At 60.7% G+C, this 23348-nt stretch carries 19 protein-coding genes; 13 read left to right on the top strand and 6 right to left on the bottom strand.

Annotated features, from left to right (window positions below):
• Positions 1–147: 147 nt before the first annotated feature.
• The 5 genes from P3C18_RS16945 (at position 148) to P3C18_RS16925 (ending at position 5483) form a co-directional block, all read left to right on the top strand.
• Positions 148–1125: a tripartite tricarboxylate transporter substrate binding protein gene (locus tag P3C18_RS16945; protein WP_275963003.1), complete on the top strand. Its 978-nt coding sequence runs from the start codon at positions 148–150 to the stop codon at positions 1123–1125.
• A 152-nt stretch (positions 1126–1277) separates the two neighbouring features.
• On the top strand, positions 1278–1721 hold the full coding sequence (locus tag P3C18_RS16940; RefSeq protein ID WP_275963002.1) for a tripartite tricarboxylate transporter TctB family protein: 444 nt from the start codon (positions 1278–1280) through the stop codon (positions 1719–1721).
• A 2-nt stretch (positions 1722–1723) separates the two neighbouring features.
• Entirely contained in the window at positions 1724–3232 is a 1509-nt protein-coding gene (locus P3C18_RS16935; protein ID WP_275963001.1) for a tripartite tricarboxylate transporter permease, read from the top strand.
• On the top strand, positions 3225–4259 hold the full coding sequence (locus P3C18_RS16930; RefSeq protein ID WP_275963000.1) for an AbrB family transcriptional regulator: 1035 nt from the start codon (positions 3225–3227) through the stop codon (positions 4257–4259). The genes P3C18_RS16935 and P3C18_RS16930 overlap by 8 nt, the downstream gene beginning before the upstream one ends.
• A 357-nt stretch (positions 4260–4616) precedes the next feature.
• The gene (locus P3C18_RS16925) at positions 4617–5483 is read left to right on the top strand and encodes a DUF6279 family lipoprotein (protein ID WP_275962999.1); all 867 of its coding nucleotides are present in this window, start codon (positions 4617–4619) and stop codon (positions 5481–5483) included.
• Between the two features lie 138 nt (positions 5484–5621).
• Here P3C18_RS16925 and ung read toward each other — a convergent pair whose 3' ends face one another.
• Complete coding sequence (gene ung / locus P3C18_RS16920; protein ID WP_275962998.1) at positions 5622–6320, bottom strand: uracil-DNA glycosylase; 699 nt, start codon at positions 6318–6320, stop codon at positions 5622–5624.
• A 258-nt stretch (positions 6321–6578) separates the two neighbouring features.
• On the opposite strand from ung, the gene P3C18_RS16915 reads away from it, so the two are divergent.
• A complete protein-coding gene (locus P3C18_RS16915; protein ID WP_275962997.1) occupies positions 6579–7664 on the top strand; it encodes a PIN domain-containing protein in 1086 nt (361 codons plus the stop codon).
• A 177-nt stretch (positions 7665–7841) separates the two neighbouring features.
• Here P3C18_RS16915 and P3C18_RS16910 read toward each other — a convergent pair whose 3' ends face one another.
• Positions 7842–8723 (bottom strand): AraC family transcriptional regulator, encoded by an 882-nt coding sequence (locus tag P3C18_RS16910; RefSeq protein ID WP_275962996.1) that lies wholly within the window; start codon positions 8721–8723, stop codon positions 7842–7844.
• A 185-nt stretch (positions 8724–8908) separates the two neighbouring features.
• On the opposite strand from P3C18_RS16910, the gene P3C18_RS16905 reads away from it, so the two are divergent.
• From P3C18_RS16905 to mmsB, 6 genes are all read left to right on the top strand, one after another.
• Positions 8909–10402 (top strand): CoA-acylating methylmalonate-semialdehyde dehydrogenase, encoded by a 1494-nt coding sequence (locus P3C18_RS16905; protein ID WP_275962995.1) that lies wholly within the window; start codon positions 8909–8911, stop codon positions 10400–10402.
• 244 nt (positions 10403–10646) lie between these two features.
• Positions 10647–11894, top strand: a complete 1248-nt coding sequence (locus P3C18_RS16900) for an ABC transporter substrate-binding protein (protein ID WP_275962994.1) — start codon at positions 10647–10649, stop codon at positions 11892–11894.
• 6 nt (positions 11895–11900) lie between these two features.
• A complete protein-coding gene (locus P3C18_RS16895; protein WP_275962993.1) occupies positions 11901–13067 on the top strand; it encodes an isobutyryl-CoA dehydrogenase in 1167 nt (388 codons plus the stop codon).
• 116 nt (positions 13068–13183) lie between these two features.
• Complete coding sequence (locus P3C18_RS16890; protein WP_275962992.1) at positions 13184–14002, top strand: enoyl-CoA hydratase; 819 nt, start codon at positions 13184–13186, stop codon at positions 14000–14002.
• Between the two features lie 20 nt (positions 14003–14022).
• The gene (locus P3C18_RS16885) at positions 14023–15126 is read left to right on the top strand and encodes an enoyl-CoA hydratase/isomerase family protein (RefSeq protein ID WP_275962991.1); all 1104 of its coding nucleotides are present in this window, start codon (positions 14023–14025) and stop codon (positions 15124–15126) included.
• Between the two features lie 35 nt (positions 15127–15161).
• Positions 15162–16052: a 3-hydroxyisobutyrate dehydrogenase gene (mmsB, locus tag P3C18_RS16880; RefSeq protein WP_346015637.1), complete on the top strand. Its 891-nt coding sequence runs from the start codon at positions 15162–15164 to the stop codon at positions 16050–16052.
• A gap of 60 nt (positions 16053–16112) precedes the next feature.
• Here mmsB and P3C18_RS16875 read toward each other — a convergent pair whose 3' ends face one another.
• From P3C18_RS16875 to P3C18_RS16860, 4 genes are all read right to left on the bottom strand, one after another.
• Positions 16113–17459, bottom strand: a complete 1347-nt coding sequence (locus tag P3C18_RS16875; RefSeq protein ID WP_275963214.1) for an HlyD family type I secretion periplasmic adaptor subunit — start codon at positions 17457–17459, stop codon at positions 16113–16115.
• Between the two features lie 19 nt (positions 17460–17478).
• Positions 17479–19614 carry a type I secretion system permease/ATPase gene (locus P3C18_RS16870; protein WP_275962989.1) on the bottom strand — a complete coding sequence of 712 codons (2136 nt, stop codon included), beginning with the start codon at positions 19612–19614 and terminating at the stop codon, positions 17479–17481.
• 47 nt (positions 19615–19661) lie between these two features.
• Positions 19662–21005, bottom strand: coding sequence for a TolC family outer membrane protein (locus tag P3C18_RS16865; protein ID WP_275962988.1), 1344 nt, complete (start codon positions 21003–21005; stop codon positions 19662–19664).
• Between the two features lie 576 nt (positions 21006–21581).
• Positions 21582–21788 carry a hypothetical protein gene (locus P3C18_RS16860; RefSeq protein WP_275963229.1) on the bottom strand — a complete coding sequence of 69 codons (207 nt, stop codon included), beginning with the start codon at positions 21786–21788 and terminating at the stop codon, positions 21582–21584.
• Here P3C18_RS16860 and P3C18_RS16855 point away from each other — a divergent pair.
• On the top strand, positions 21699–23348 hold a 1650-nt coding region (locus tag P3C18_RS16855), incomplete at its 3' end, for a tandem-95 repeat protein (RefSeq protein ID WP_275963213.1). The genes P3C18_RS16860 and P3C18_RS16855 overlap by 90 nt on opposite strands.

Genomic DNA, 23348 nt, shown 5'->3' with positions numbered 1-23348 from the left:
ACTGCTGCGCTCGGCCATGCCGCGTTGAAATCAGCCTCAAAATGCTCATGTACTACTCGTACACTCCGCTTTTTCGGCTAATTTCGCCTTGCCTGACCTTCGCTCGCGACGTTTGTAAACACCCTCTAGCGCCAAGAGGAATACCCCATGAAAACTGCCTTTACCCGCATCGCCCTGGCCACCGCCTGCATGGCCTTTGCCGGCCAACTGCTGGCTGCCGAACCCAAGCGCCCGGAATGCATCGCACCGGCCAAGCCAGGCGGTGGTTTCGACCTGACCTGCAAACTGGCGCAAAGCGGCCTGAAAGACAGCGGCCTGCTGAAAGCACCAATGCGCGTCACCTATATGCCCGGCGGTGTCGGCGCGGTGGCCTACAACGCAGTAATCGCCCAGCGCGCGGCTGATCCCGGCACCATCACCGCGTTCTCCAGCGGATCCTTGCTCAACCTGGCGCAAGGCAAGTTCGGCCGCTACGACGAAACCGGCGTGCGCTGGCTGGCAGCAGTAGGCACCGACTACGGCGCGATCACCGTGCGTGCCGACTCGCCGTACCAGAATCTGGATGACCTGGTGCAGGCGCTGAAGAAGGACCCAACCAGCATCGTCTTCGGCGCTGGCGCCACCATCGGCGGCCAAGACTGGATGCAGACTGCGCTGATCGCCCGCCTGGCCGGCATCGACCCGAAAAACCTGCGCTACGTGGCCTTTGAAGGCGGCGGTGAAACCCTCACCGCTATGCTCGGCGGCCATGTGCAGGTCACCTCCAGCGGTCTGGGCGAAGTCACCCCGCAGCTGGCGGCGAAGAAAGTGCGCATCCTCGCCGTGCTCTCCGATGAGCGTCTGCCGGGCAAACTGGCCGATATCCCCACCGCCAAGGAGCAGGGCTACGACATCGTCTGGCCGGTGATCCGCGGCTTCTACATGGGCCCAGAGGTGACAGACGAGCAGTACAACTGGTGGAAACAACAGTTCGACAGCCTGCTCGCCCGTGAAGACTTCGCCACCCTGCGTGAACAGCGCGACCTGCTGCCGTTGTCAGTTACCGGCGACGAGCTGAAAGCCTTGGTCTTCAAGCAAGTTGAGGAATACAAGGCATTGGCTGGCGAGTTCGGCCTGATGCAATAAGGAAGCTACTGCGCTCGGTAATGCGGCGTTGGAAAGCGGCTCGAAATGCTCATTTACACCAGTAAACTGCGCTTTCTCGCCGCTTTCCGCCTTGCCTTCCCTTCGCTCGTAACGCTTCCGCCTCTTTGGTTTTATCAACTAGGTAATCCGCCATGTACGTTCGCCTGTTCGCCGCGAGCTGGCTGCTGTTTTGCGCCGTTCTCGCCGTCATCGCCTGGGGCTTCCAGGCACCCTTCGCCTATGACCCGGTCGGGCCGCGCGCCTATCCCTTGCTGCTGCTTAGCCTGATGGCCGCTGGCAGCCTGTGGTTGATATTCAAGCCTGGCCTGCTGGAGCAGCGGCTGAATACCCGCGCGGCCGTGCGCGCCGTGCTCTGTGTACTGGCGCTGCTGGCCTATGCGCTGCTGTTCGAAGTGCTCGGCTTCGTCATCAGTACCACGCTGGCCACCTTCGCCCTTGGCCTGCTGTTTACCGGTCGCCCACTGCCCTGCGCCATCAGCGCCGTACTAATGGGCGTGCTGCTGTACGGCCTGTTTGATTACCTGCTGGATGTGCCGCTGCCCCTCGGCCTGTTCGAAGCCTTTGTGGAGAGCTGAAAATGGAAACCCTGAATTTCTTGATGCAAGGCTTCGAAGTCGCCACGCGACCGGAAAACCTGCTGGTGGCCTTGTTCGGTGCCTTTGTCGGCACCATCGTCGGCCTGTTGCCGGGCCTGGGCCCAATCAATGGCGTGGCGCTGCTGCTGCCGCTGGCCTTCGCCCTCGGCCTGTCGCCGGAAACTGCACTGATCCTGCTCGCCGCCGTGTACCTGGGCTGTGAATACGGCGGGCGTATCTCGGCCATTCTGCTCAACGTACCGGGCGACGCCGCAGCGGTGATGACCACCCTCGACGGCTATCCGCTGGCCCGACAGGGCAAGGCCGGGATCGCCCTGTCGCTGTCGGCCGTCAGCTCGTTTATTGGCAGCATGATTGCCACCTGCGGTGTGGTGCTGTTCGCGCCAATCCTGGCCAACTGGGCGGTGGCCTTCGGCCCTGCCGAATACTTTGTGCTGATGATTTTCGCCATTGCCTGCCTCGGCGGCATGGTCGGCGACAAGCCGGTTAAAACCCTGATGGCTGCCCTGATCGGCCTGGCCCTGGCCACCGTTGGCGTGGACTCGACCACTGGGGTGTACCGCTTCACCTTCGGCAGCGTCAGCCTGTCGGACGGCATCCAGTTCGTTATCGTGGTCATCGGCTTCTTCAGTGTCAGTGAAGTGCTGCTGATGCTGGAAAAAACCCACAACGGCCAGAAAGCCGTGAAGGCCAGCGGCCGTCTGCTGTTCAACTTCAAAGAGTTCTGCTTCACCTTCTGGACCATGGTGCGCAGCGCTGTGGCCGGTTTCGTTATCGGCGTCCTGCCCGGTGCCGGCGCGACCATCGCCAGTGCCATGACCTATATGACCGAGAAGCGCATGGCTGGCCCGAACGGCAAGTTCGGCGACGGCGATCTGCGCGGCCTGGCGGCGCCGGAAGCGGCGAACAACGCCTCGGCCTGCGGCTCGCTGATCCCCATGTTGACCCTCGGCGTACCGGGCTCGGGCACCACGGCGGTGATGATCGGCGCACTGACGCTGTACAACATCACCCCCGGCCCGCTGTTGTTCGAACAGCAACCGGATGTGGTCTGGGGCCTGATCGCCTCGCTGTTTATCGGCAACGTGATACTGCTGGTGATGAACATTCCGCTGGTCGGCCTGTTCTCGCGCATGCTCAGCGTGCCCAACTGGGTGCTGGTGCCGGCGATCACCGTAATCAGCATGGTCGGCGTCTACGCGGTGCACAGCACCACCTTCGACCTGGTGCTGATGATCGGCCTCGGCGTCTTCGGCTATATCCTGCGCAAGCTGGACTTCCCGCTGTCGGCGCTGATCCTCGGCTTCGTTCTCGGCGAGTTGATGGAAGACAACCTGCGCCGCGCCCTGTCGATCTCCGCCGGCGACCTGAGCATCCTCTGGAACAGCCCGATCAGCCTGTGCCTGTGGGCACTCACCGCGCTGATGCTGGCCCTGCCCGGCCTGCGTTGGTGGCGTGCGCGCCGTGCGGCGCAACTGGCCAATGCCTAAGTTGCCCGTGCTCACCGGCTGGCAAAGCTGGTGGGCCACCCCGCTGGTGGGGCTGGCCGGTGGCGCCCTGGCCAGCCTGATCGGCTGGCCTTTACCGTGGATCATCGGCTCGCTGCTAGCGGTTATCGCCGCCCGCTGCAGCGGCTGGCTGATCAGCGAGCTGCCGGGCGGTCGCAAGACCGGCCAGTGGCTGGTGTCCAGCGCCATCGGCCTGCACTTCACCAGTGAAGTATTCGGTCAACTGCTCAGCCACTTCGGCGTGATCCTGCTCGGCGCCCTGCTCACCCTCCTGCTCAGCCTGATCGGCATTGTCGTGCTGCGCCGCGCCGGCCTGGATCGCGCCACCGCGTTCTTCGCCAGCATGCCAGGCGGCGCCAGTGAGATGGTCAACCTGGCCCAGCGGCACAACGCCGAAACCGCCAAGGTGGCAGCCGCCCATAGCCTGCGTCTGCTGCTGGTGGTGCTGCTGATTCCGGCGATCTTCACCTGGAGCCTGCCGCCCATCGCGCCACCCATACCGGCGCCGGTAAGCTGGCCCTGGCTGGCGGTGTTGCTACCGGCTGGCGCGCTTTTGGCTTGGTTGTGGGGGCGCTTGGGCCAACCCAACCCGTGGATGCTTGGCCCGCTAACGGTCTGCGCAGTGGCCAGTGTCAGCTTCGATCTGCATCTGGGTTTGCCCGATGGTCTCGGCCAGGTCGGCCAATGGCTGATCGGTTGCGCCCTGGGTTGCCACTTCGACCGCAACTTCTTTCGCAGCGCACCGGGCTTTCTCGCACGCATCCTGCTGTTCTGCCTGCTCGCCATGCTCGCCGCTGCGGCGCTTGGCCAAGGCCTGGGCTGGCTGGCCGGGGAAAACCAGAATGCGCTGATGCTCGGCATGATGCCCGGCGGCATCACCGAACTGTGCCTGACCGCAGAAGCCCTGCAGCTCTCGGTGGCGCTGGTAACGGCCTTGCAGGTGCTGCGCCTGTTTCTGGTGATGTTTCTCGCCGAGCCGTTATTCAGGCTTTGGCAACGCAACGCATAACGCTTTTGACGACCACGTTTAGCCCGCCTTGTGCGGGCTCTTTTTTGCCTGCAGGCGATCCCCGCATTACGCAATGCCAGAGCTATGTAGGGTGGATGACGCTGTTTTCATCCACCATCGCAGTAGAACCGTAGGATGGGTGGTAACCCATCAATTGGCTGATGGGTTACCACCCATCCTACTGTCTGGACCGTCATCCAAGGCCGTCACGATAAAGATTTCAAACCCTCCGCCCAGCCCTTGTGCTCGCTCATCTTTGTCCGCAACGCAGCAGTTTTTGTTTAACAGATATGTCCGCTGCCACTCAGGCGCAGGCGACGGCGGTACTCTCAGGCCTTCACCACCGAGGCATCCTCAATGAGCGTACTGCGCTGGCCCGCCGTGAAAACCCTGCTGCTAGTGCTCTGCCTGAGCCTGTTGGTTAGCGCCTGCAGCCGTATCGGCCTGGCGTACCGCAACCTGGACTGGCTGGTGCCCTGGCGGCTGAACGATTACCTGAATCTCAACAGTCAGCAGCAGGCCTGGCTCAAACCCCGTTTGCAGACGCATCTGCAATGGCATTGCAGCGCCGAGCTGCCGCGTTATATCGACTGGCTGCAGACCACCGAAAGCATCCTGGCCCAGCCGCAACCGGACAGCGCTCAACTGCTTGAGCAATTCACCCAGTTCGATGCCGCGCTCAAACGCATCAGCGTCGAGATCACCCCCACCGCCATCGAGCTGCTACAGGGACTGAGCGAGCAACAAGTCAGCGAACTCTACGCAGCGCTGGATGAAGACAACCTGGAAGACCGCCAGGACTTTCTCGACCCACCCCTGGCCACCCAGCTCAGCGAACGCCAGACACGTATGCAAGAACGCCTGCGGCCCTGGTTCGGCCGCCTGAACACTGCGCAGACAGAACATATCGCCACCTGGGCCAATGGCCTCGGCGAACAAAACCGCCTGTGGCTGGAGAATCGGCAACTGTGGCAGGCCGAGCTGCGCAAGGTGGTTGCCGAACGCGACAGCGCGGACTTTGCCGAACGGCTGCCCCGCCTGCTGCAACAACGCGAGAGCTTTTATAGCGACGAGTACCGCGCCAACTATGGCCGCTCACGCAAGGCGCTGGCCACGCTGTTCAGTCAGCTGCTGAGCAGCAGCGATGAGGCGCAACGCGAGCGCCTCAATCACCGTTTGCGCGACCTGCGCAGGGATCTTGCCGAGCAGCAGTGCAGCGCCTAAGAACCTGCTTACGATCTGCTGCGCGTCAGTCCTGCTGCGTTAAAAACACGCTCGGAATGCTCATTTACACCAGTAAACTCCGCTTCCTCGCCTGTTTTTGCCTTGCATGACTCTAGCTCGCGAGATCATAAACAGGCTCTAGAAAGCCGACTCGGGGAGGCGCCAGTCAATCGGGCTTAGCCCATGCTGTTGGAGGAACTTGTTGGTGCGGCTGAAATGGCCGTTGCCGATAAAGCCACGGTGCGCCGACAGCGGCGAAGGGTGCACGGATTTCAGCACCAGGTGCTTACTGGTATCGATCAGCTTTTCCTTGCTCTGCGCATGGGCGCCCCAGAGCAGAAACACCAGACGCTCCTGCTGCTGACTGACCACCTCAATCACCTTGTCAGTAAAGGTCTGCCAGCCGATCTTTGCGTGGGAGCCAGCGATGCCGTGCTCCACCGTCAATGAAGTGTTGAGCAGCAGCACACCCTGCTCCGCCCAATGCTGCAGGTGGCCGTGGTCGGGAATGTCGATATTCAGGTCGCGCTTAAGCTCTTTATAGATATTCACCAGCGACGGCGGCGTCTTCACCCCAGGCTGCACCGAGAAGCACAGGCCATGGGCCTGCCCCTCGCCGTGGTAAGGGTCCTGACCGATCACTACCACCTTGGTCTGCGCCAACGGCGTGGAGTTGAGCGCATTGAAGATCAGCGAGCCAGGCGGATAAATCTGCTTGCCTGCGGCCTTCTCGCTACGCAGAAAATCGCCCAGCTCACGCATATAGGGCTTCTCGAATTCTGCATGCAGCGCGGCCTTCCAGCCGGCTTCGAGTTTGACGTTATCGGCGGCGCTCATGCCTGAATCCTGCGTAAACAAACGGAAGCGGCACGCTAAGGAAGGCACCGAGGCAAGTCAAGGCTGGCGGCGCGTGGCCGCGTAGGTTGTGGTTGAGCGCAGCGAAGCCCAACAATGGGGTTGAGCGGACTTGTGAAGAAAACAGGAGACAGGCCACGATTAAATCTCGCGAAAACCGTGGCCTGTCCCTTATTGTTTTAAGTGGCTTGACTATGGCGCACAATAGTTCGTATCTAATTGACAGTTAAGGAACATCAAGTGGAACTGAAATCTAGAATTGTCTTTCTTGACACAAACATATACGAAGGAAAGAACTTTCAATTCTCAACGCATGCTTTAAAAGCATTCAAGCAACTAGTGGAAGAAGATGAAATCCACCTCTTGATTACCGACCCGACTATTGGCGAGGTAAGGGCGCATATAAAAGAAAAAGCAGAAAGTGCCGTAAGGGAAATTAAAAAAATCAAGAAGAATGCGATGATTCTTCGCAACACTCCAAACCTCCCAGCTCATGGAATATTTTCAGACATCAACACTTCAGAAATTGAGGGTGTGCTAAATAAAAACTTTGACGAATTCATCACTGGTGAAAATGTTGAACACGTCTCGATAGAAACAGTAAGTGCGACCCAGGTATTTGATAGATACTTCAATCTTAAACCACCTTTCGCTATAGGGGAGAAGAGAAAGGAATTTGCAGACGCATACGTTCTTTTGGCAATAAATTCATTGTCCAAAGGTCGGAATTGGCCAGTGCACATCTTAACAAACGACAGGGATATGCATAGGTTCTCTGAGGAATATCCAAATTTGATTTGTAGTGAGTCTCTTGACGAGCTTATGGATGCGGTAAATAAGGCGAAGGCGATTGAGCCTGCAGAGTTCGCAGAAACCGCTTACTCGAAAGTTTCTGATCAGGTTCTAGGCTTGGCTAGAGAGTCTCTTGAAGGCATGGATGTAGATATCGTTGACTCTGACGGGGTGGAGATTGATCTCGACTTCGTAGAGTATTCTGAGCTAGCGTTTGTTAGCAAAAACCTGCTATCTGTTGATAGTCAATATTGCGTATATGACATTGCATTTTCGGTGAGAGTGGACACCCTTGAATCGATCAAGGATTACGATAGAAGTCCTTTTGATCATGAGGACGGAAGGTACGTATTTGTTTTGGAAACGATTGCATCCAAGACTTTTAGAACACAGTTTTCCGCCGAGCTTGTTATCGGCTACTCTGATCGAATTATAGACTCTATTTATATAGAAGAATTTAACACCCCCGACGATCTTGTTCTTAGCAACCCAATAGAGGCGACATATCGACAATTGGATATTAATGGTGAGTAATCGGAATGACTACTACCCCTGAATTCCCCATAAGCGTGACCATGAACTACGTGATCGCTTACTTATACAATGAGGCCTGCAGCCCATCCGACGAATTAGAAAGGAGACTGATTTATTTTCCGACGCCACCAGCAGCCTCTGACCGAAATCAGCCACCTCCCCCTGCAAACCTCTAACTCACCCCTGATGCAGCGCCCGGTAATGACTGGGCGCCATACCGACAACTTTGCGAAACAGCCGCGAGAAGTAATACACGTCGTCATAGCCCAGCTGCTCGGCGACCTGGCGGATGCCCTGCTCGCCTTCATCGAGCAGGCGGCAGGCGTGGGCCATTTTCAGTTGGATAAAGTCCTGAATCGGCGCATGCCCGGTCAGGGCGCGGTAGGTTTTGGCGAAGTGAAAGCGCGACAGCTTGAACTGCGCGGCCAGCTCATCGAGATTTAGCGAGTCGTGCAAATGGGCGCGCATCACCGCCTGTACCGCGTCCACATCCAGCACCCGCCCGGACTTCAGGGTGGTGCGTGCCGGCAGCACGGCCAGGGAGGTCAGTAGCACCTGCAACTGGTGCGCGGCATGAACGAAGTGCGCCAGGTTCAAGCCCTGTTTGCGCAGGTTAAGCAGCGCATCGAACTCGGCCAGCAGGCGCGGCTGCACGCCGATGCGCCACAGCGGCCCCTTGCCCAGGGGCTTGAGAAAGTCCGCCACCAGCTCACCGTCAAAATGCACCCAGTACAGCGTCCAGGGCTTGTCCACGTCCGCGCCGTAGGCGTGCATCACGCCTTTTGGCAACAGCAGCAGATCGCCACCACTAACAGCTAATCGTCCATCCGCTGTCTCCAGCCAGCCCTGCCCGGCGCGGCAGTAGATCAGCAAATGGTCCTCCGGCTGCGGGCGATGCATGCGGTGCCCCTGGGCTTCGGGATAGTACCCCAGGGCCAGGGGATAACAGCCCTGCCCTAAGGGATGCTTTGCCAGCAGGCGGCGCAGCCTGGGCGGCGTGATAAAGCGCACGCCGTTGGCCGGCAGTGGCCAGTTGGATGTATCAACAAAAGTGCGCATTGGGGGACTCAAGTAGCCCGGATGCAATCCGGGAGAAATGTTCCCGGATTGCATCCGGGCTACAGATTAAATCCCAAGATAGTCCATCTGCAGGCCAAGATCGTCAATCCACAAAGCCGAGCAAGGCGGCTATAACACTGACAAAACAACAATCGAGCCCACCCTGAGGTTCGCAGGAGGAAGGCATGGCCAAGGCAATCCCACAGTTGATCGACGGTGAATGGCGCGAAAGCCGCGCCCGCGAATTTATCGAAGTCACCGACCCGGCGACCCAGGAAGTCCTGGCGCTGGCACCCAAGGCCACCGCCGAGGAAATCGAAGCGGCGATCGCCAGTGCCAAGGCTGCCTTCCTGACCTGGCGCGAAGTGCCAGTCTCCGACCGTGCGCGGGTGATGCTGCGCTACCAGCATCTGCTCAAGGAACACCACGACGAACTGGCGGAAATTCTCGCTGGCGAAACCGGCAAGACCCTGGCCGATGCCAAGGGCGATGTCTGGCGCGGCATCGAGGTGGTCGAGCAAGCCTGCAATATCGCCAGCCTGATGATGGGCGAGACCATGGAGAACGTGGCCCGCGACATCGACACCGCCAGCTGGATTCAGCCGCTGGGCGTATGCGTCGGCGTCACCCCGTTCAACTTCCCGGCGATGATTCCGCTGTGGATGTTTCCCCTGGCCATCGCCGCCGGCAACACCTTTATTCTCAAGCCATCCGAACAGGACCCACTGACGCCTAACCGCCTGGCCGAGCTGTTTATCGAAGCCGGCGCGCCCAAGGGTGTGTTGCAGGTGCTGCACGGTGCCCGCGAGGTGGTCGACAGCCTGCTCACCCACCCGGATATCCGCGCCATTTCCTTCGTCGGTTCGGTGCCGGTTGGCCAGCACATCTACCGTACTGGCACCGCACACCTGAAGCGCGTGCAGGCGTTTGCCGGGGCGAAGAACCATATGGTGATCATGCCCGACGCCAACAAGCAGCAGGTGCTGAGCAATCTGGTCGGCGCCAGTTGCGGCGCGGCCGGGCAGCGTTGCATGGCAATCAGCGTGGCGGTGTTTGTCGGTGAATCTAAGCAATGGATCGACGAGTTGCAGACGCAGATGGCCGACCTACAACCAGGTTACTGGACCGATGGCCACGCGGCCTTCGGCCCGCTGATCAGCCAGCAGGCCAAGCAGCGCGTGCTGCGCCTGATCGCCGAAGGTAAAGCCGAAGGCGCCGAATGCCTGCTGGACGGCTCGCACTGCGCGGTCGAGGGCTACCCCAACGGCAACTGGATCGGCGCCACGCTGTTTCGCGGCGTAACCAGCAAGATGAGCCTGTACCGCGAAGAAATCTTCGGCCCGGTGCTGGTGTGCATGGAAGTCGATACGCTGGAACAAGCCATCGAACTGGTCAACGCCAGCCCCTACGGCAACGGCACCTCGATCTTCACCCGCTCCGGCGGCGCAGCGCGGCATTACCAGCACGCGGTGGAGGTCGGCCAGGTGGGCATYAACGTACCGGTGCCGGTACCGCTGCCGTTCTTCTCCTTCACCGGCTGGAAGGGTTCGTTCTACGGCGACCTGCACGCCTACGGCAAACAGGGCGTGCGCTTCTTCACCGAAACCAAGACGGTCACCAGCCGCTGGTTCGATGAAGACTCCGTAGCCGGCGCAAATATGACCATTCAGTTGAAATAAGAACGGTATAACAACGTCGACAGGCAGCTGAAAAAGGTAGCGAGCGATGGCAAGGCAAGGCGAAATCTGGCGGGGCTGCGGAGTGTACGAGCTGTACATGAGCAGGCCGAGCCTGATTTCAACGCAGCATGGCCGAGCGCAGTAGTTTTTCAGCGATCTGTTAGACCAATAGACGATCTCAACAATAAGTCCAATGGCGTAAAAAGTTCTCCGAGTTCCAACAACAAGAACAAGGAGAACTGCCATGCAACGATTGACCACCGCCCTGGCCCTATGGGCCGGGCTTACTGCCTGTGCACAGGCGGCTGAGCCGATTACCCTCGGCCTCAACTACCCACGTACCGGCCCATATAAGGAAGAAGGATTGGCACAGATGCGCGGAGCCTTGCTGGCCATCGACGAGCTCAACGCCCAGGGCGGTGTGCTCGGGCGTCCGCTGCGTCTGTCCAGCAAGGACACCGCATCGCGTCCGGCCAAGGCGGTGAAGAACGTCGACAAGCTGGCCAGCGAAGGCGCGGCCATGCTGTTTGGCGGCTCATCCAGCGCGGTGGCCATCGCCTCCGGCAAGCGTGCGGCGCAGCATGGGCTGCTGTATTTCGGCACCCTCACCTACTCCAACGACACCACCGGCAAGGACGGCCACCGCTATATGTTCCGCGAGTGCAACAACGCCTGGATGAGCGCGCGGGTGCTGGGCCAATACCTGAGCAAGAACCTGCCGAACAAACGCTACTTCTATATCACCTCCGACTACACCTGGGGCCACACCACGGAAAGCTCGTTGCGCCAGACCACCGGCAGCGAAGACAGCGGCCAGCATCCGGGGCTCAAGGTGAGCTTCCCCGGCGCCCGCCTGGCCGACTATCAGGATGCCCTGACCCAGGCCGCATCGAGCAATGCCGAAGTGCTGGCCCTGGTGCTGTTCGGTGAAGACCTAGTGCGCGCCATGCGCATCGCCAAGGATCTGGGCCTGACCGAACGCATGCAGATCGTTGCGCCCAACCTGACCCAGAGCATGGTCGAGCAAGGCGGCCCCGGTTTGATGGAAGGCGTGATCGGCACTGAACCCTGGACCTGGCGCGTACCAGCGCTGGAGAAATCTGTGCGCGGCGAAGCCTTCGTCAAAACCTTCAGCGAACGCTACGCGATGTACCCATCCAGCTCTGCCGCGTCGGCCTACAGCATCGTCTATCAGTGGGCCGATGCCGCCAAACGAGCGAACAGCCTGGACAGCGAAGCGCTGATCAAGGCCCTGGAAGGCCACAGCTATCAGCTGCTCAAAGATCAACAAACCTGGCGCACCCTCGACCACCAGAACCTGCAGACGGTGTATGCCGTCAAAGTCAAAGCGCGCGCCGAAGTGCTGAAAGACCCGCTCAAACAAGACTACTTTGAAATCGTCGATCGCCTCGACGCCACCCAAGCGGCACCCAGCCTCGCCGAATGGCAGGCCGAACGACGCGCCGCCGGGCAACCCCTGACCCTGCAATGAGGACTTATGGATTTCGAACTCAGCGATGAACAACGCCTGCTGGTAGACAGCGCCCGCCAATTCGCCAGCCGTGAACTGGCCCCGCATGCCGCCGATTGGGACCGCGACCACCACTTCCCGGTGGATGTGATCAAGCGCGCCGCCGAGCAGGGCTACCTGGCGCTGTATATCAAGGAAGACGATGGCGGCCTTGGCCTGTCCCGCCTGTCCGCATCGCTGATTTTCGAGCAGCTATCGGCCGGTTGCATCGCCACCACGGCGTTTCTGACCATCCACAATATGGCCTCGTGGATGCTCGCCTCCTTCGCCGATCAGGCGCTGAAGGATGCCTGGCTGCCGCGCCTGGTCAGCGGCGAGTTGCTCGCCTCCTACTGCCTGACCGAGCCGGATGCCGGCTCCGACGCCGCGCACCTGCGCACCCGCGCCAAACGCGATGGCGATGACTACGTGCTGGACGGTAGCAAGTGCTTTATCTCCGGCGCAGGCTCCACCGATGTGCTGATCGTGATGGCGCGCACCGGCGAAGAAAGCGGCGCCAAGGGCGTGTCCTGCTTCCTGGTACCGGCCGACGCCGAGGGCGTCAAATACGGGCGCAACGAACTGAAGATGGGCTGGCGCGCCCAGCCGACCCGCACCATCACCTTTGAAGGCGTGCGTATTCCGGCGGGCAACCGCATCGGGCCCGAGGGCCAGGGCTTTGTCTACGCGATGAAGGGCCTGGATGGCGGGCGCATCAATATCGCCAGCTGCTCGCTGGGCGCGGCACAAGCGGCGCTGGAACAATCGCTGCGCTACGTCGAGGAGCGCAAGCAGTTCGGCAAGCCGCTGAGTGACTTCCAGTCACTGCAATTCAAGCTCGCCGATATGCTTACCGATCTGACCGCCAGCCGGCAGATGGTGCGCCTGGCCGCACACAAGCTGGACCACGGCCACAGCGAAGCCAGCCTGTATTGCGCCATGGCCAAGCGTTTCGCCACCGATCACTGCTTCACCCTGTGCAACGAAGCCCTGCAATTGCACGGCGGCTACGGTTACCTCAACGACTACCCGCTGGAACGCTGGGTGCGCGACAGCCGCGTGCACCAGATACTCGAAGGCACCAACGAGATCATGCGGGTGATCATCGCTCGCCGCCTGCTGGATCAGGGCGGCATGCTCGATCGCTTGCTGTAGCTTTTAATTCCCTCTCCCCTCGGGGAGAGGGTTAGGGAGAGGGTCGGCGTCGCCCGCAGCCCTCTCCCCCAGCCCCTCTCCCAAAGGGCGAGGGGAGCAACCTGACGAGGACCGTTATGAGCAACGCCATCGAAGCCTACAACCCAGGCGTGTTTGACCTGACCCACAAGCTCACCGTGGAAAAGCACGGCCATACCGCGCTGATCACCATCAACCAGCCGCCGGCTAACACCTGGGATCGCGACTCGCTGATCGGCCTCAAGCTGCTGGTTGAACACCTCAACCGCGACGATGACATCTACGCCCTGGTGATTACCGGCCAGGGCGGTAAGTTCTTCAGCGCCGGCGCCGACCTCAAGCTGTTCGCCGATGGCGACAAGGCCCGTGCCCGCGAGATGGCCCGACGCTTCGGCGAAGCCTTCGAGGCGCTGCGCGATTTCCGTGGCGTATCGATTGCCGCGATCAACGGCTACGCCATGGGCGGCGGCCTGGAATGCGCCCTGGCCTGCGATATCCGCATCGCCGAACGCCAGGCGCAAATGGCCCTGCCGGAAGCCACGGTAGGCCTGCTGCCCTGCGCCGGCGGCACCCAGCACCTGAGCTGGCTGATCGGCGAGGGCTGGGCAAAACGGATGATTCTGTGCGGCGAACGCGTCGATGCGGAAACTGCCCTGCGCATCGGTCTGGTCGAGCAAGTAGTCGACAGCGGCGAAGCCCKTGGTCATGCCCTGCTGCTGGCGGCCAAGGTTGCGCGGCAAAGCCCAGTGGCAGTGCGCACCATCAAGCCGCTGATTCAGGGCGCCCGCGAACGCAGCCCGAACACCTGGCTAAGTGAAGAGCGCGAGCGCTTTGTCGACCTGTTCGACGCCGACGACACCCGCGAAGGGGTCAACGCCTTCCTGGAAAAACGCGACCCGCAGTGGCGCAATAAATAATCCGCAGGGTGACAACCACGATGAATGTGCAATTCGAAGAACGCCCCGCCCAACACGGTTACCGCATCGGCATCGCCAGCCTGGATGCCGAGAAGAGCCTGAACGCCCTGTCGCTGCCGATGATCGAAGCGCTGGATGCCAAGCTCAAGGCCTGGGCGGACGACCCGAGCATCGCCTGCGTGATGCTGCGCGGCAACGGCCCTAAAGCCTTCTGCGCCGGCGGCGACGTGGTGCAGCTGGTGCATCAGTGCCGCGAGCACCCGGGCGAAATCCCGCCGCTGGCGCGACGCTTCTTTGCTGACGAATACCGCCTCGACCACCGCATCCACACCTACCCGAAACCCTTTATCTGCTGGGCCCACGGCCATGTGCTGGGCGGCGGCATGGGCCTGATGCAGGGCGCCGCAATCCGCATCGTCACCCCAGGCAGCCGCCTGGGCATGCCGGAAGTGAATATAGGTTTGTACCCAGATGTCGGCGGCAGCTGGTTCCTCGCGCGCCTGCCGGGCAAGCTCGGCCTGTTTCTCGGCCTGACCGCCAGCAGTATCAACGCTAAAGATGCGCTGGATCTGGACCTGGCCGACCGCGTGCTGCTCGACAGCCAGCAGGACGACTTGCTCGATGGCCTGGCCCAGCTCAACTGGCAGGAGCAGAGCCCGCAACAACTGCACAGCCTGCTCAAGGCCCTGGAAAATCAGGCCCTCGCCGAGCTGCCGGAAGCCCAATGGCTGCCGCGCCGCGCGCGCATCGATGAGCTGCTCGACAGCGCCGACCTGCCCCACGCCTGGAATGCCATCAGCGCCTTGCACAGCGACAGCGACCTGCTGCTGGCCCGCGCAGCCAAGACCCTGGCCGGCGGCTGCCCGCTGACCGGGCACCTGGTATGGGAGCAGATCAAGCGGGCCAAGCATCAGTCCCTGGCCGAAGTATTCCAGATGGAATACGCCATTAGCCTGAACTGCTGCCGTCACCCGGAATTCCCCGAAGGCGTGCGCTCGCGGCTGATCGACAAGGACCACGCGCCACGCTGGCACTGGCCGGATGTGGCGAGTATTCCGCAGCAGGTGATCGACGCGCACTTCGCCCCAGCCTGGGACGGCGCCCATCCACTGGCAGACCTGTAACCCGGCAACGGTCACTTATTCAGCGCGACAGGAGCATAACAATGACAACAATCGCTTTTATCGGCCTCGGCCATATGGGCCTGCCCATGGCGCGCAACCTGCTCAAGGCCGGCTTCAACCTAAGGGTCTTCGACCTGCTGCAAGCAGCCGTCGAAGACCTGGCCAAAGACGGCGCGCAAGCGGCCAGCAGCGCGCTGGATGCGGTGCAGGATGCCGATGTGGTGGTCAGCATGCTGCCGGCCAGCCGCCATGTCGAAGGCCTGTACCTGGGTGATAACGGCCTGCTAGCCGCGCTCAAACCCGGCAGTCTGGTACTGGAATGCTCGACCATCGCCCCGGAAGCGGCGCGCAAGGTGCATCAAGCGGCGGCCGCGCGCGGTATCGAACTGCTCGACGCGCCCGTGTCCGGCGGCACAGCCGGCGCAGCAGCGGGCACCCTGACTTTTATGATCGGCGGCGCAGCAACCACGCTGGAAAAAGCCCGGGCGATCTTCGAGGCCATGGGCAAGAATATCTTCCACGCCGGCCCGGATGGCGCAGGGCAAGTGGCCAAGGTGTGTAACAACCAGGTGCTGGCAGTGCAGATGATTGCCACCGCCGAAGCCATGGCCATGGGCGTAGCCAACGGCCTGGAGCCGGCAGTACTGGCCGAGATCATGCGCCAGAGCTCGGGCGGCAACTGGACGCTGGAGAAGTACAACCCCTGGCCCGGCGTGATGGAAAACGCCCCGGCCTCCAAAGGCTACAGCGGCGGCTTTATGGCCGAACTGATGGCCAAGGACCTGGGCCTGGCCCAGGAAGCCGCCCAAGCCAGCGGCAGCAGCACGCCCATGGGCGCCCTGGCGTTGCAGCTGTATCGCCTGCTGCTCAAGCAAGGCAAGGGCAAGCAGGACTTCTCGGTGGTGCAACAACTGTTTGTCGAGTAACCCCGCAGACAGCAAAAAGCCGCAGCTAGCTGCGGCTTTTTTGTGGGCAGAATCTGCAACCTAGCGCTCGCGCAACGCCTCGCTGCGGGCGCGAATAATCGGTTTGAGCAGGTAACTGAGCACACTTTTCTTGCCGGTGATGATGTCCACCGACGCGACCATGCCGGGAATGATCAACAACGGATTTTCCTCGGTGCCCAGGTGGCTCTTGTTGGTGCGCAGCTTGATCACATAAAAGCTATTGCCATCATCGTCGGTCACGGTGTCGGCGCCGATCTGTTCCAGCTCGGCCTTGAGACCGCCATAAATGGTGTAGTCATAAGCAGTGAACTTGACCATCGCCTCCTGACCCGGATGCAGGAAGGCAATGTCCTGCGGACGAATCCGCGCTTCGACCAATAGGTTTTCCCCCAGCGGCACGATTTCCACCAGGTCGCTACCTGGCTGTATCACCCCGCCGATGGTGGTGACCAGCAGCTGTTTGACGATGCCGCGCACCGGTGAAATCACCAGAGTGCGGTTGACCCGATCTTCCAGCGCCTTGCCTGTTGACTGGATTTTGCTCAGCTCGGTGCGCGCCTCGTTGAGCTCGGTCAGCGCCTCGCTACGAAAACGCCCGCGGGTTTCATCGATCTTGCGCTCGACTTCCTTGATCGCCGACTCGGCGCGCGGTATCGCCAGAGTAGTGGCCTCCAGCTGGCCGCGCGCTTCTACTTCGGCGCGTTTGAGACGCAGCACTTCCACCTGGGAAATCGCGCCATCGGCCACCAACGGCTCGGACATCTGGATTTCCTGGCGCAGCAGGCTAAGGCTGTTGCGGAACTGCCCCTGCTTGGAGGCAAACTCGCGCAGCTCCTGCTGCCGTTGAATCAACTGTTCTTCCAGGCCGGCCACTTCATCAAGCAATTGCTGCTTGCGGCTGTTGAACAGCTGGATTTCGTTATCCGCCTGGCCGCCGGCCTTCTCGCGCACCTCATCGGTCACCACCAGTTCGCGGTCTTGCACTTCGGCGCTAAGGCGCTCCACGCGCAGCAACAAGGCCAGGCGATCCGCCTCGGTTTCGCCGACGTTGGAGGCAAAACGGGTGTCGTCCAGGCGCAGCAGTGGATCGCCAACGTCGACAATCTGCCCTTCGCGGACAAACAGCTCGGCGACGATGCCGCCTTCCAGGTTCTGGATTTTCTGCAGCCGCGAGGACGGAATCGCCTTGCCGTCGCCTCGGGTCACTTCATCGACCACGGCGAAATTGGCCCACAACAGGCAGAACACCACAAAGGCGATCAAGCCCCAGATGGTCAGGCGCACCACCCGTGGCGCATCCTCGATCAACGCTTTGTTGACCTCTGGCAGCGGCTCATCGCCCAGCTCATCGTGGCTGCCGAAATAAGCCGCAACGGCCTGACGCAGGCTCCTTTTCTCAGGCGCGTTAGCTGACACTGATCTGCCCCTTCTTCAGCGCTTCCATCACGCTACCTTTCGGCCCGTCGGCGATGATCTGCCCTCGGTCAACAATGATCAGCCGGTCGACCAGGCTGAGCATCGAGGCACGGTGGGTGACCAGCAACAGGGTCTTGGTGCCGATCACCGCAGACAAGCGCTGCTTGAGGCGTTCTTCACCGGTGTTGTCCATGGCGCTGGTCGGCTCATCGAGCAGCAGAATCGGCGGGTCGAGCAATAGCGCGCGCGCCAGGGCGACGTTCTGCCGCTGACCGCCGGAGAGGTTCTGGCCACGTTCGCCAACCTGCAGTTCATAGCCTTTCGGATGCAACCGGGCGAATTCGTGCACGCCAGCCAATTCGGCGGCCTGCAACACCAGCTCGTCTTCGACATAGCGCGCGCCGGACACCAGGTTGTCGCGCAGGGTGCCGCTAAACAGCTGAATATCCTGCGGCACATAGCCGATGTTATGCCGCAGATCACTGACATCCAGCTGGCGCACATCGATGCCATCGACCAGTAGGCTGCCGCCATCGGGCTGATACAGGCCGACAATCAGCTTGGCCAGCGAGCTTTTGCCCGAACCGCTGCGGCCGATGATGCCGATCTTCTCGCCGGGGCGAACCACCAGATTGATGCCCAGCAGAGCAGCCTGTTGCTGATCCGGGTAATGGAACTCCAGCTGGCGGAACTCGATGGCGCCTTGCAGCGACTGGCGCTTGAGCGGGCGTTCATCGGCGTGGCGTTCCTGCGGCAGCTCCATCATCTGGTTAACCGATTCAAGGGTCACCCGCGCCTGTTGATAGCGCGTGAGCAAACCTGATATCTGCGTCAACGGCCCCAGCGCGCGGCTGCTGAGCATGTAGCAGGCAATCAGCCCGCCCATGCTCAGATTGCCATCGATGATCTGGTACACACCGAGCACGATCACCACCACACCCGCCAGTTGCTGCAGCAGCATGGTGGCGTTCATCGCCAGGCTGGAAAGCATGCGCGCGCGCAGCTCCAAACGGCTGAGGGTGCCGATGGTCTGTTCCCACAGGTACTGGCGCTCGCTTTCGGCGTTATTGACCTTGACCGCATCCAGCCCGGCCAGGCTCTCGATCAGGCTCGACTGACGCTCACCGGCCAGGGCCATGGTGCGCTGCATGGTCTCGGCCAGCGGGCGCTGCAAGGCCCAGCCGATCAAGGCCACCAGCGGGAAGGCGAGCACTGGGATCCACACCAGATGGCCGCCGATCATAGCGATCACCGCGAGAATCAACAGGGTAAACGGCAGGTCGATGACGCTGGCCAAGGTCAGCGAGGCGAGGAAGTCGCGCAGGCTCTGAAACTCGTGGATGTTCTGCGCGAAGCTGCCAACCCGCGCCGGGCGGAACTTCATGGCCATGCCGACGATGCGCTCGAACAGCGTGGCGGAGATGATCAGGTCGGTCTTCTTGCCTGCCAGATCCAGGCATAGGCCGCGTAGGGTCTTCAGCAGCAGGTCGAAGAAGAACACCCCGGTGATGCCAATCGCTAGCACCCACAGGGTGGCTTCGGCCTGGTTGGGCACCACGCGGTCGTACACGTTCATTACGAACAGCGGCGTGGCCAGGCCGATCAGGTTGATCAGAAAACTTGCTGCGATGGCATCGATATACAGCCAGCGCGAGCGTTTGAGGGTGTCGCGAAACCAGGAGGTGGCACGCGGGATCAGCTCGCCACGGTTGAAATCGAACTTGTGCTGCGGCTGAGCAAAGAACACCCGACCGCTGTAATCCTCGGCCAGCGCCTCGGCACTGACGCGCACCTCGCCGCCCTCGCTTTCGCTGGGCATGATGCGCGCCCGACCCACATCATCCCAACCCAACAGAATGGCGCTGCGGCCATCGTGCAAAAGCAACAGGGCCGGCATCGCCAGGGCCGGAATCTTCTCCAGGCCACGACGCAACCAGCGCCCCTGCAAACCCGCACGCGCCGCCGCACGCGGCAGCAACTCGGCACTCAGGCGCTGCTCAGGCAGCGGCAGGCCTGCGGTGAGCATGGCGCGGCTGACCGACTTCTGGTGCAGGCCGCACAGCGACAACAGGCTGTCGAGCAGAGGGTCGTCGTAGCGATCACGGGGATCGCTACGGGTTTGCATCGGGCTTGGGTCTACTGCCACTGGGTTTTACTCATCAACGACTGGGCTCAGTTCAGACCCGGCAAGTTGGCCTGGGCCTTGATCTCGTCCAGTGGTGCGGCGGCCATCGGCGCGACTACACCCTGGCTCTTGAGCAGGGAGCCCATGGTGGCCTTGATCCGGTATTGAGTAAACAGCTCGGTGTAACGCACTTCCTCAAGACGACGCGAGGCGGTGAACAGCTCGTTTTCACTGTCGAGCAAATCCAGCAGGGTGCGGTCGCCGAGACTGAACTGCTTCTGGTAGGACTCGCGCACGCGGCTGCTGTAGTCAACGTACTGCTGGGCAATCGGCAACTGTTGGCGAGCGTTTTCCAGAGCATTCCAGGCCAGACCGAGGTCTTCATTCAACACGCGCAAGGCGTTGTTGCGGATATCCATGGCCTGGTTGGTCTGATAGGCCTTGGACTGCAGGTCGGCCTTGTTGCTGCCGCCGGCAAACAGGTTGTAGCGCATGTTCAACATCGCACGCCATTCATTACTATGGCCGCTGACCCCATCGATATTGTTGTCCATACCGCGCGACAGCTCGGCATCCAGGCGCGGGTAGAAACTCGACTTGGCCGCCTCATATTGCTGCTCGCTGGCCTGCACATCGGCCTCGGCCGAACTCAGGTACGGGTTGTTGGCGAGCATTTCCTGGCGCGCCGCCTGCAGGCTTTCCGGCAGGTGACCAGCCAAACCAGACGGCGGGCTCAGCTCGCTGGCATCACGGCCAACCACGCTGAAATAGTTGACCAGCGCATCCGCCAGGTTGGTCTGCTCGGTGATCAGGTTGTTGCGGGCCTGAGCCAGACGCGCTTCGGCCTGATCGAGATCAGCAGTACGCCCTACCCCGCTCTGGCTGCGCAGGGTGATCTGGTCATAAATACGTTCGTGGCTGGCCAGGTTGCTCTCGGCCAGACGCACCAGTTCCTGACGGGTCAGCACATCCAGATAAACCTGCGCCACCGTCAGCGCAGTGCGCTCGGAAGTACCCAGCAGCTCATAAGCACGGGCATTCACCGTAGCGCGCTGGCGGCCGACTTCACTGCTGGTGGCAAAACCGTCGAACAGCATCTGTTGCAGACGCAGGCTGGATTCACCGCGAGTCAGGGTCTCGGTGTTGTGGTTCTGCCCGCGGGTACCCGGGCTGTCAGTGCCTTCACGGCCATAACCGGCCAACAGGTCAACTCGCGGCAGGTAACCGCCCTTGGCGGCCTTCATCTGTTCTTCAACCGACAAGCGCGCATTAATCCCCGCCTGAATCTCCGGATGCACCTCGAGGGCACTTTGCATGGCTTGATTAAGCGTTTGGCCATGGGCAGCCATCGATACCGCAAGAGCAAGAGGGAACAGTGCAAAAAAACGCATTAAATGAAATTCCTTTCAGGCTGGGCTAGTGACTTAGAACAACGAAGAGGCGACGCGCTTGACGCAAAGTGGCGAGGGATACGAGGCCAGGCATACGCTCAGCACACACCATTTACCCGCCGATCAATATCAAAGTGACATCAGGCGCGGCATTGTTTATCATCGCGAGCAGATGGTCAATACTTTGGCATATATTCAATTCCAAAAAGGAATAAGCCAAAAACATGACACGGTATTAAGTCAAAACGCTGTCGCAACGAAACCACAGCACTGACTGCTTCAATCTCCCTATTAACAACGCGTGCCATTTTCGGAGCTTCATCCATGAGCAATATCGTCGCCATTGTCAAAAGCCTCGTAGGCCAAGTGTTTGCTGTATCTCTTGACGGTCTCAAGCGACAGATCTTTGAAGGCGAACGCCTGCTCATGGGTGAACAGGTTCTGACCGGGCTGGGCGGTGAAGTGACACTACAGCTGACGAGCGGCGAAGTGATTAATGTGTCGCAGAACAGCAACTGGCAGGCGGCTTCCACTGAGGTTCAGGTAGAAGAAAACACAGTCAAGCAGAACCCGGAGTTAGAGCAGGCATTGGCCGCAGGCTTTGACCCCACTGCTGATCTTGAAGCCCCGGCAGCAGGCCCCAGCACGAGTGGTGGCACTGGTGGGGGAGCAGGTGGTGGGCATGGTTTTGTGATGCTCGGGGAAACCGGTCAACGCCTTGACCCGACGATTGGATTCGAAACACAAGGCTTGGGCTTCGCGGGCAACGGACAAGATGAACAACTGGGGGCCCTGACTGACGCCCAGAACCCTACAGATGGCAATGCCCTAGGCGGAAATACCCCTCAAGCCAATAGGGCTCCCAGCGCTGTTGCCGATACATTTACTGTTAACGAAGATGGCAGCGTCAGCATTGACGTTCTGAATAATGACAACGACCTGGACGGCGATACGCTGACAATCAGTGCTGTTGATGGCCAGGCAATCACTGAAGGTGGCACAGTCATCGTCAGCAATGGCTCGGTCACCTTAACCGGCGGCCAACTGATATTCACTCCGGATGCGAACTACAACGGCCCAATAAGCTTCACTTATACGATTACTGATGGTGCGCTAAGCAGCTCTGCAGTAGTCAATGGCTCGATCACGCCTATAAATGATGCTCCGATAGCTGTGGATGATTCCCTGTCGGCCAGCGAAGACACCCCGATCACCTACACAGCCAATGACCTGCTGGGTAATGACAGCGATGTCGATGGCGACACCCTGACCATCGCCAGTGTCACCAGCGGCAATGGCGGTACAGCCGTGCTCAACCCTGACGGCACCGTCACCTTCACCCCGAATGCCAACTTCAATGGCGTCGCTGACTTCACCTACACCGTGACCGATGGTGCGCTGACCTCCAACACCGCCACCGTGACCGTCAACGTCGCGCCAGTGAACGATGCACCGGTTGCCGTCAACGACAGCCTGGTCGCCAGCGAAGACACACCGATCACCTACACAGCCAATGACCTGCTGGGTAATGACAGTGATGTCGATGGCGATACCCTGACCATCGCCAGTGTCACCAGCGGTAATGGCGGTACAGCCGTGCTTAACCCTGACGGCACAGTGACTTTCACCCCGAATGCCAACTTCAATGGCGTCGCTGACTTCACCTACACCGTGACCGATGGTGCGCTGACCTCCAACACCGCCACCGTGACCGTCAACGTCGCGCCAGTGAACGATGCACCGGTTGCCGTCGACGACAGCCTGGTCGCCAGCGAAGACACCCCGATCACCTACACAGCTAATGACCTGCTGAGTAATGACAGCGATGTCGATGGCGACACCCTGACCATCGCCAGTGTCACCAGCGGTAATGGCGGTACAGCCGTGCTTAACCCTGACGGCACCGTCACCTTCACCCCGAAYGCCAAYTTCAATGGCGTCGCTGACTTCACCTACACCGTGACCGATGGKGCGCTGACCTCCAACACCGCCACCGTGACCGTCAACGTCGCGCCGGTAAATGATGCACCGGTTGCCGTCAACGACAGCCTGGTCGCCAGCGAAGACACYCCGATCACCTACACAGCMAATGACCTGCTGAGTAATGACAGCGATGTCGATGGCGACACCCTGACCATCGCCAGTGTCACCAGCGGCAATGGCGGTACGGCTGTGCTCAACCCTGATGGCACCGTCACCTTTACCCCTAACGCCAACTTCAATGGCGTCGCTGACTTCACCTACACCGTGACCGATGGGGCGCTGACCTCCAACACCGCCACCGTGACCGTCAACGTCGCGCCGGTAAATGATGCACCGGTTGCCGTCAACGACAGCCTGGTC

The sequence above is a fragment of the Pseudomonas sp. 1928-m genome (assembly GCF_029269135.1).
Lineage (GTDB): Bacteria > Pseudomonadota > Gammaproteobacteria > Pseudomonadales > Pseudomonadaceae > Aquipseudomonas.
Note: the sequence above shows the minus strand (reverse complement) of the source record. Positions and strands in the feature narration are given on the sequence as shown.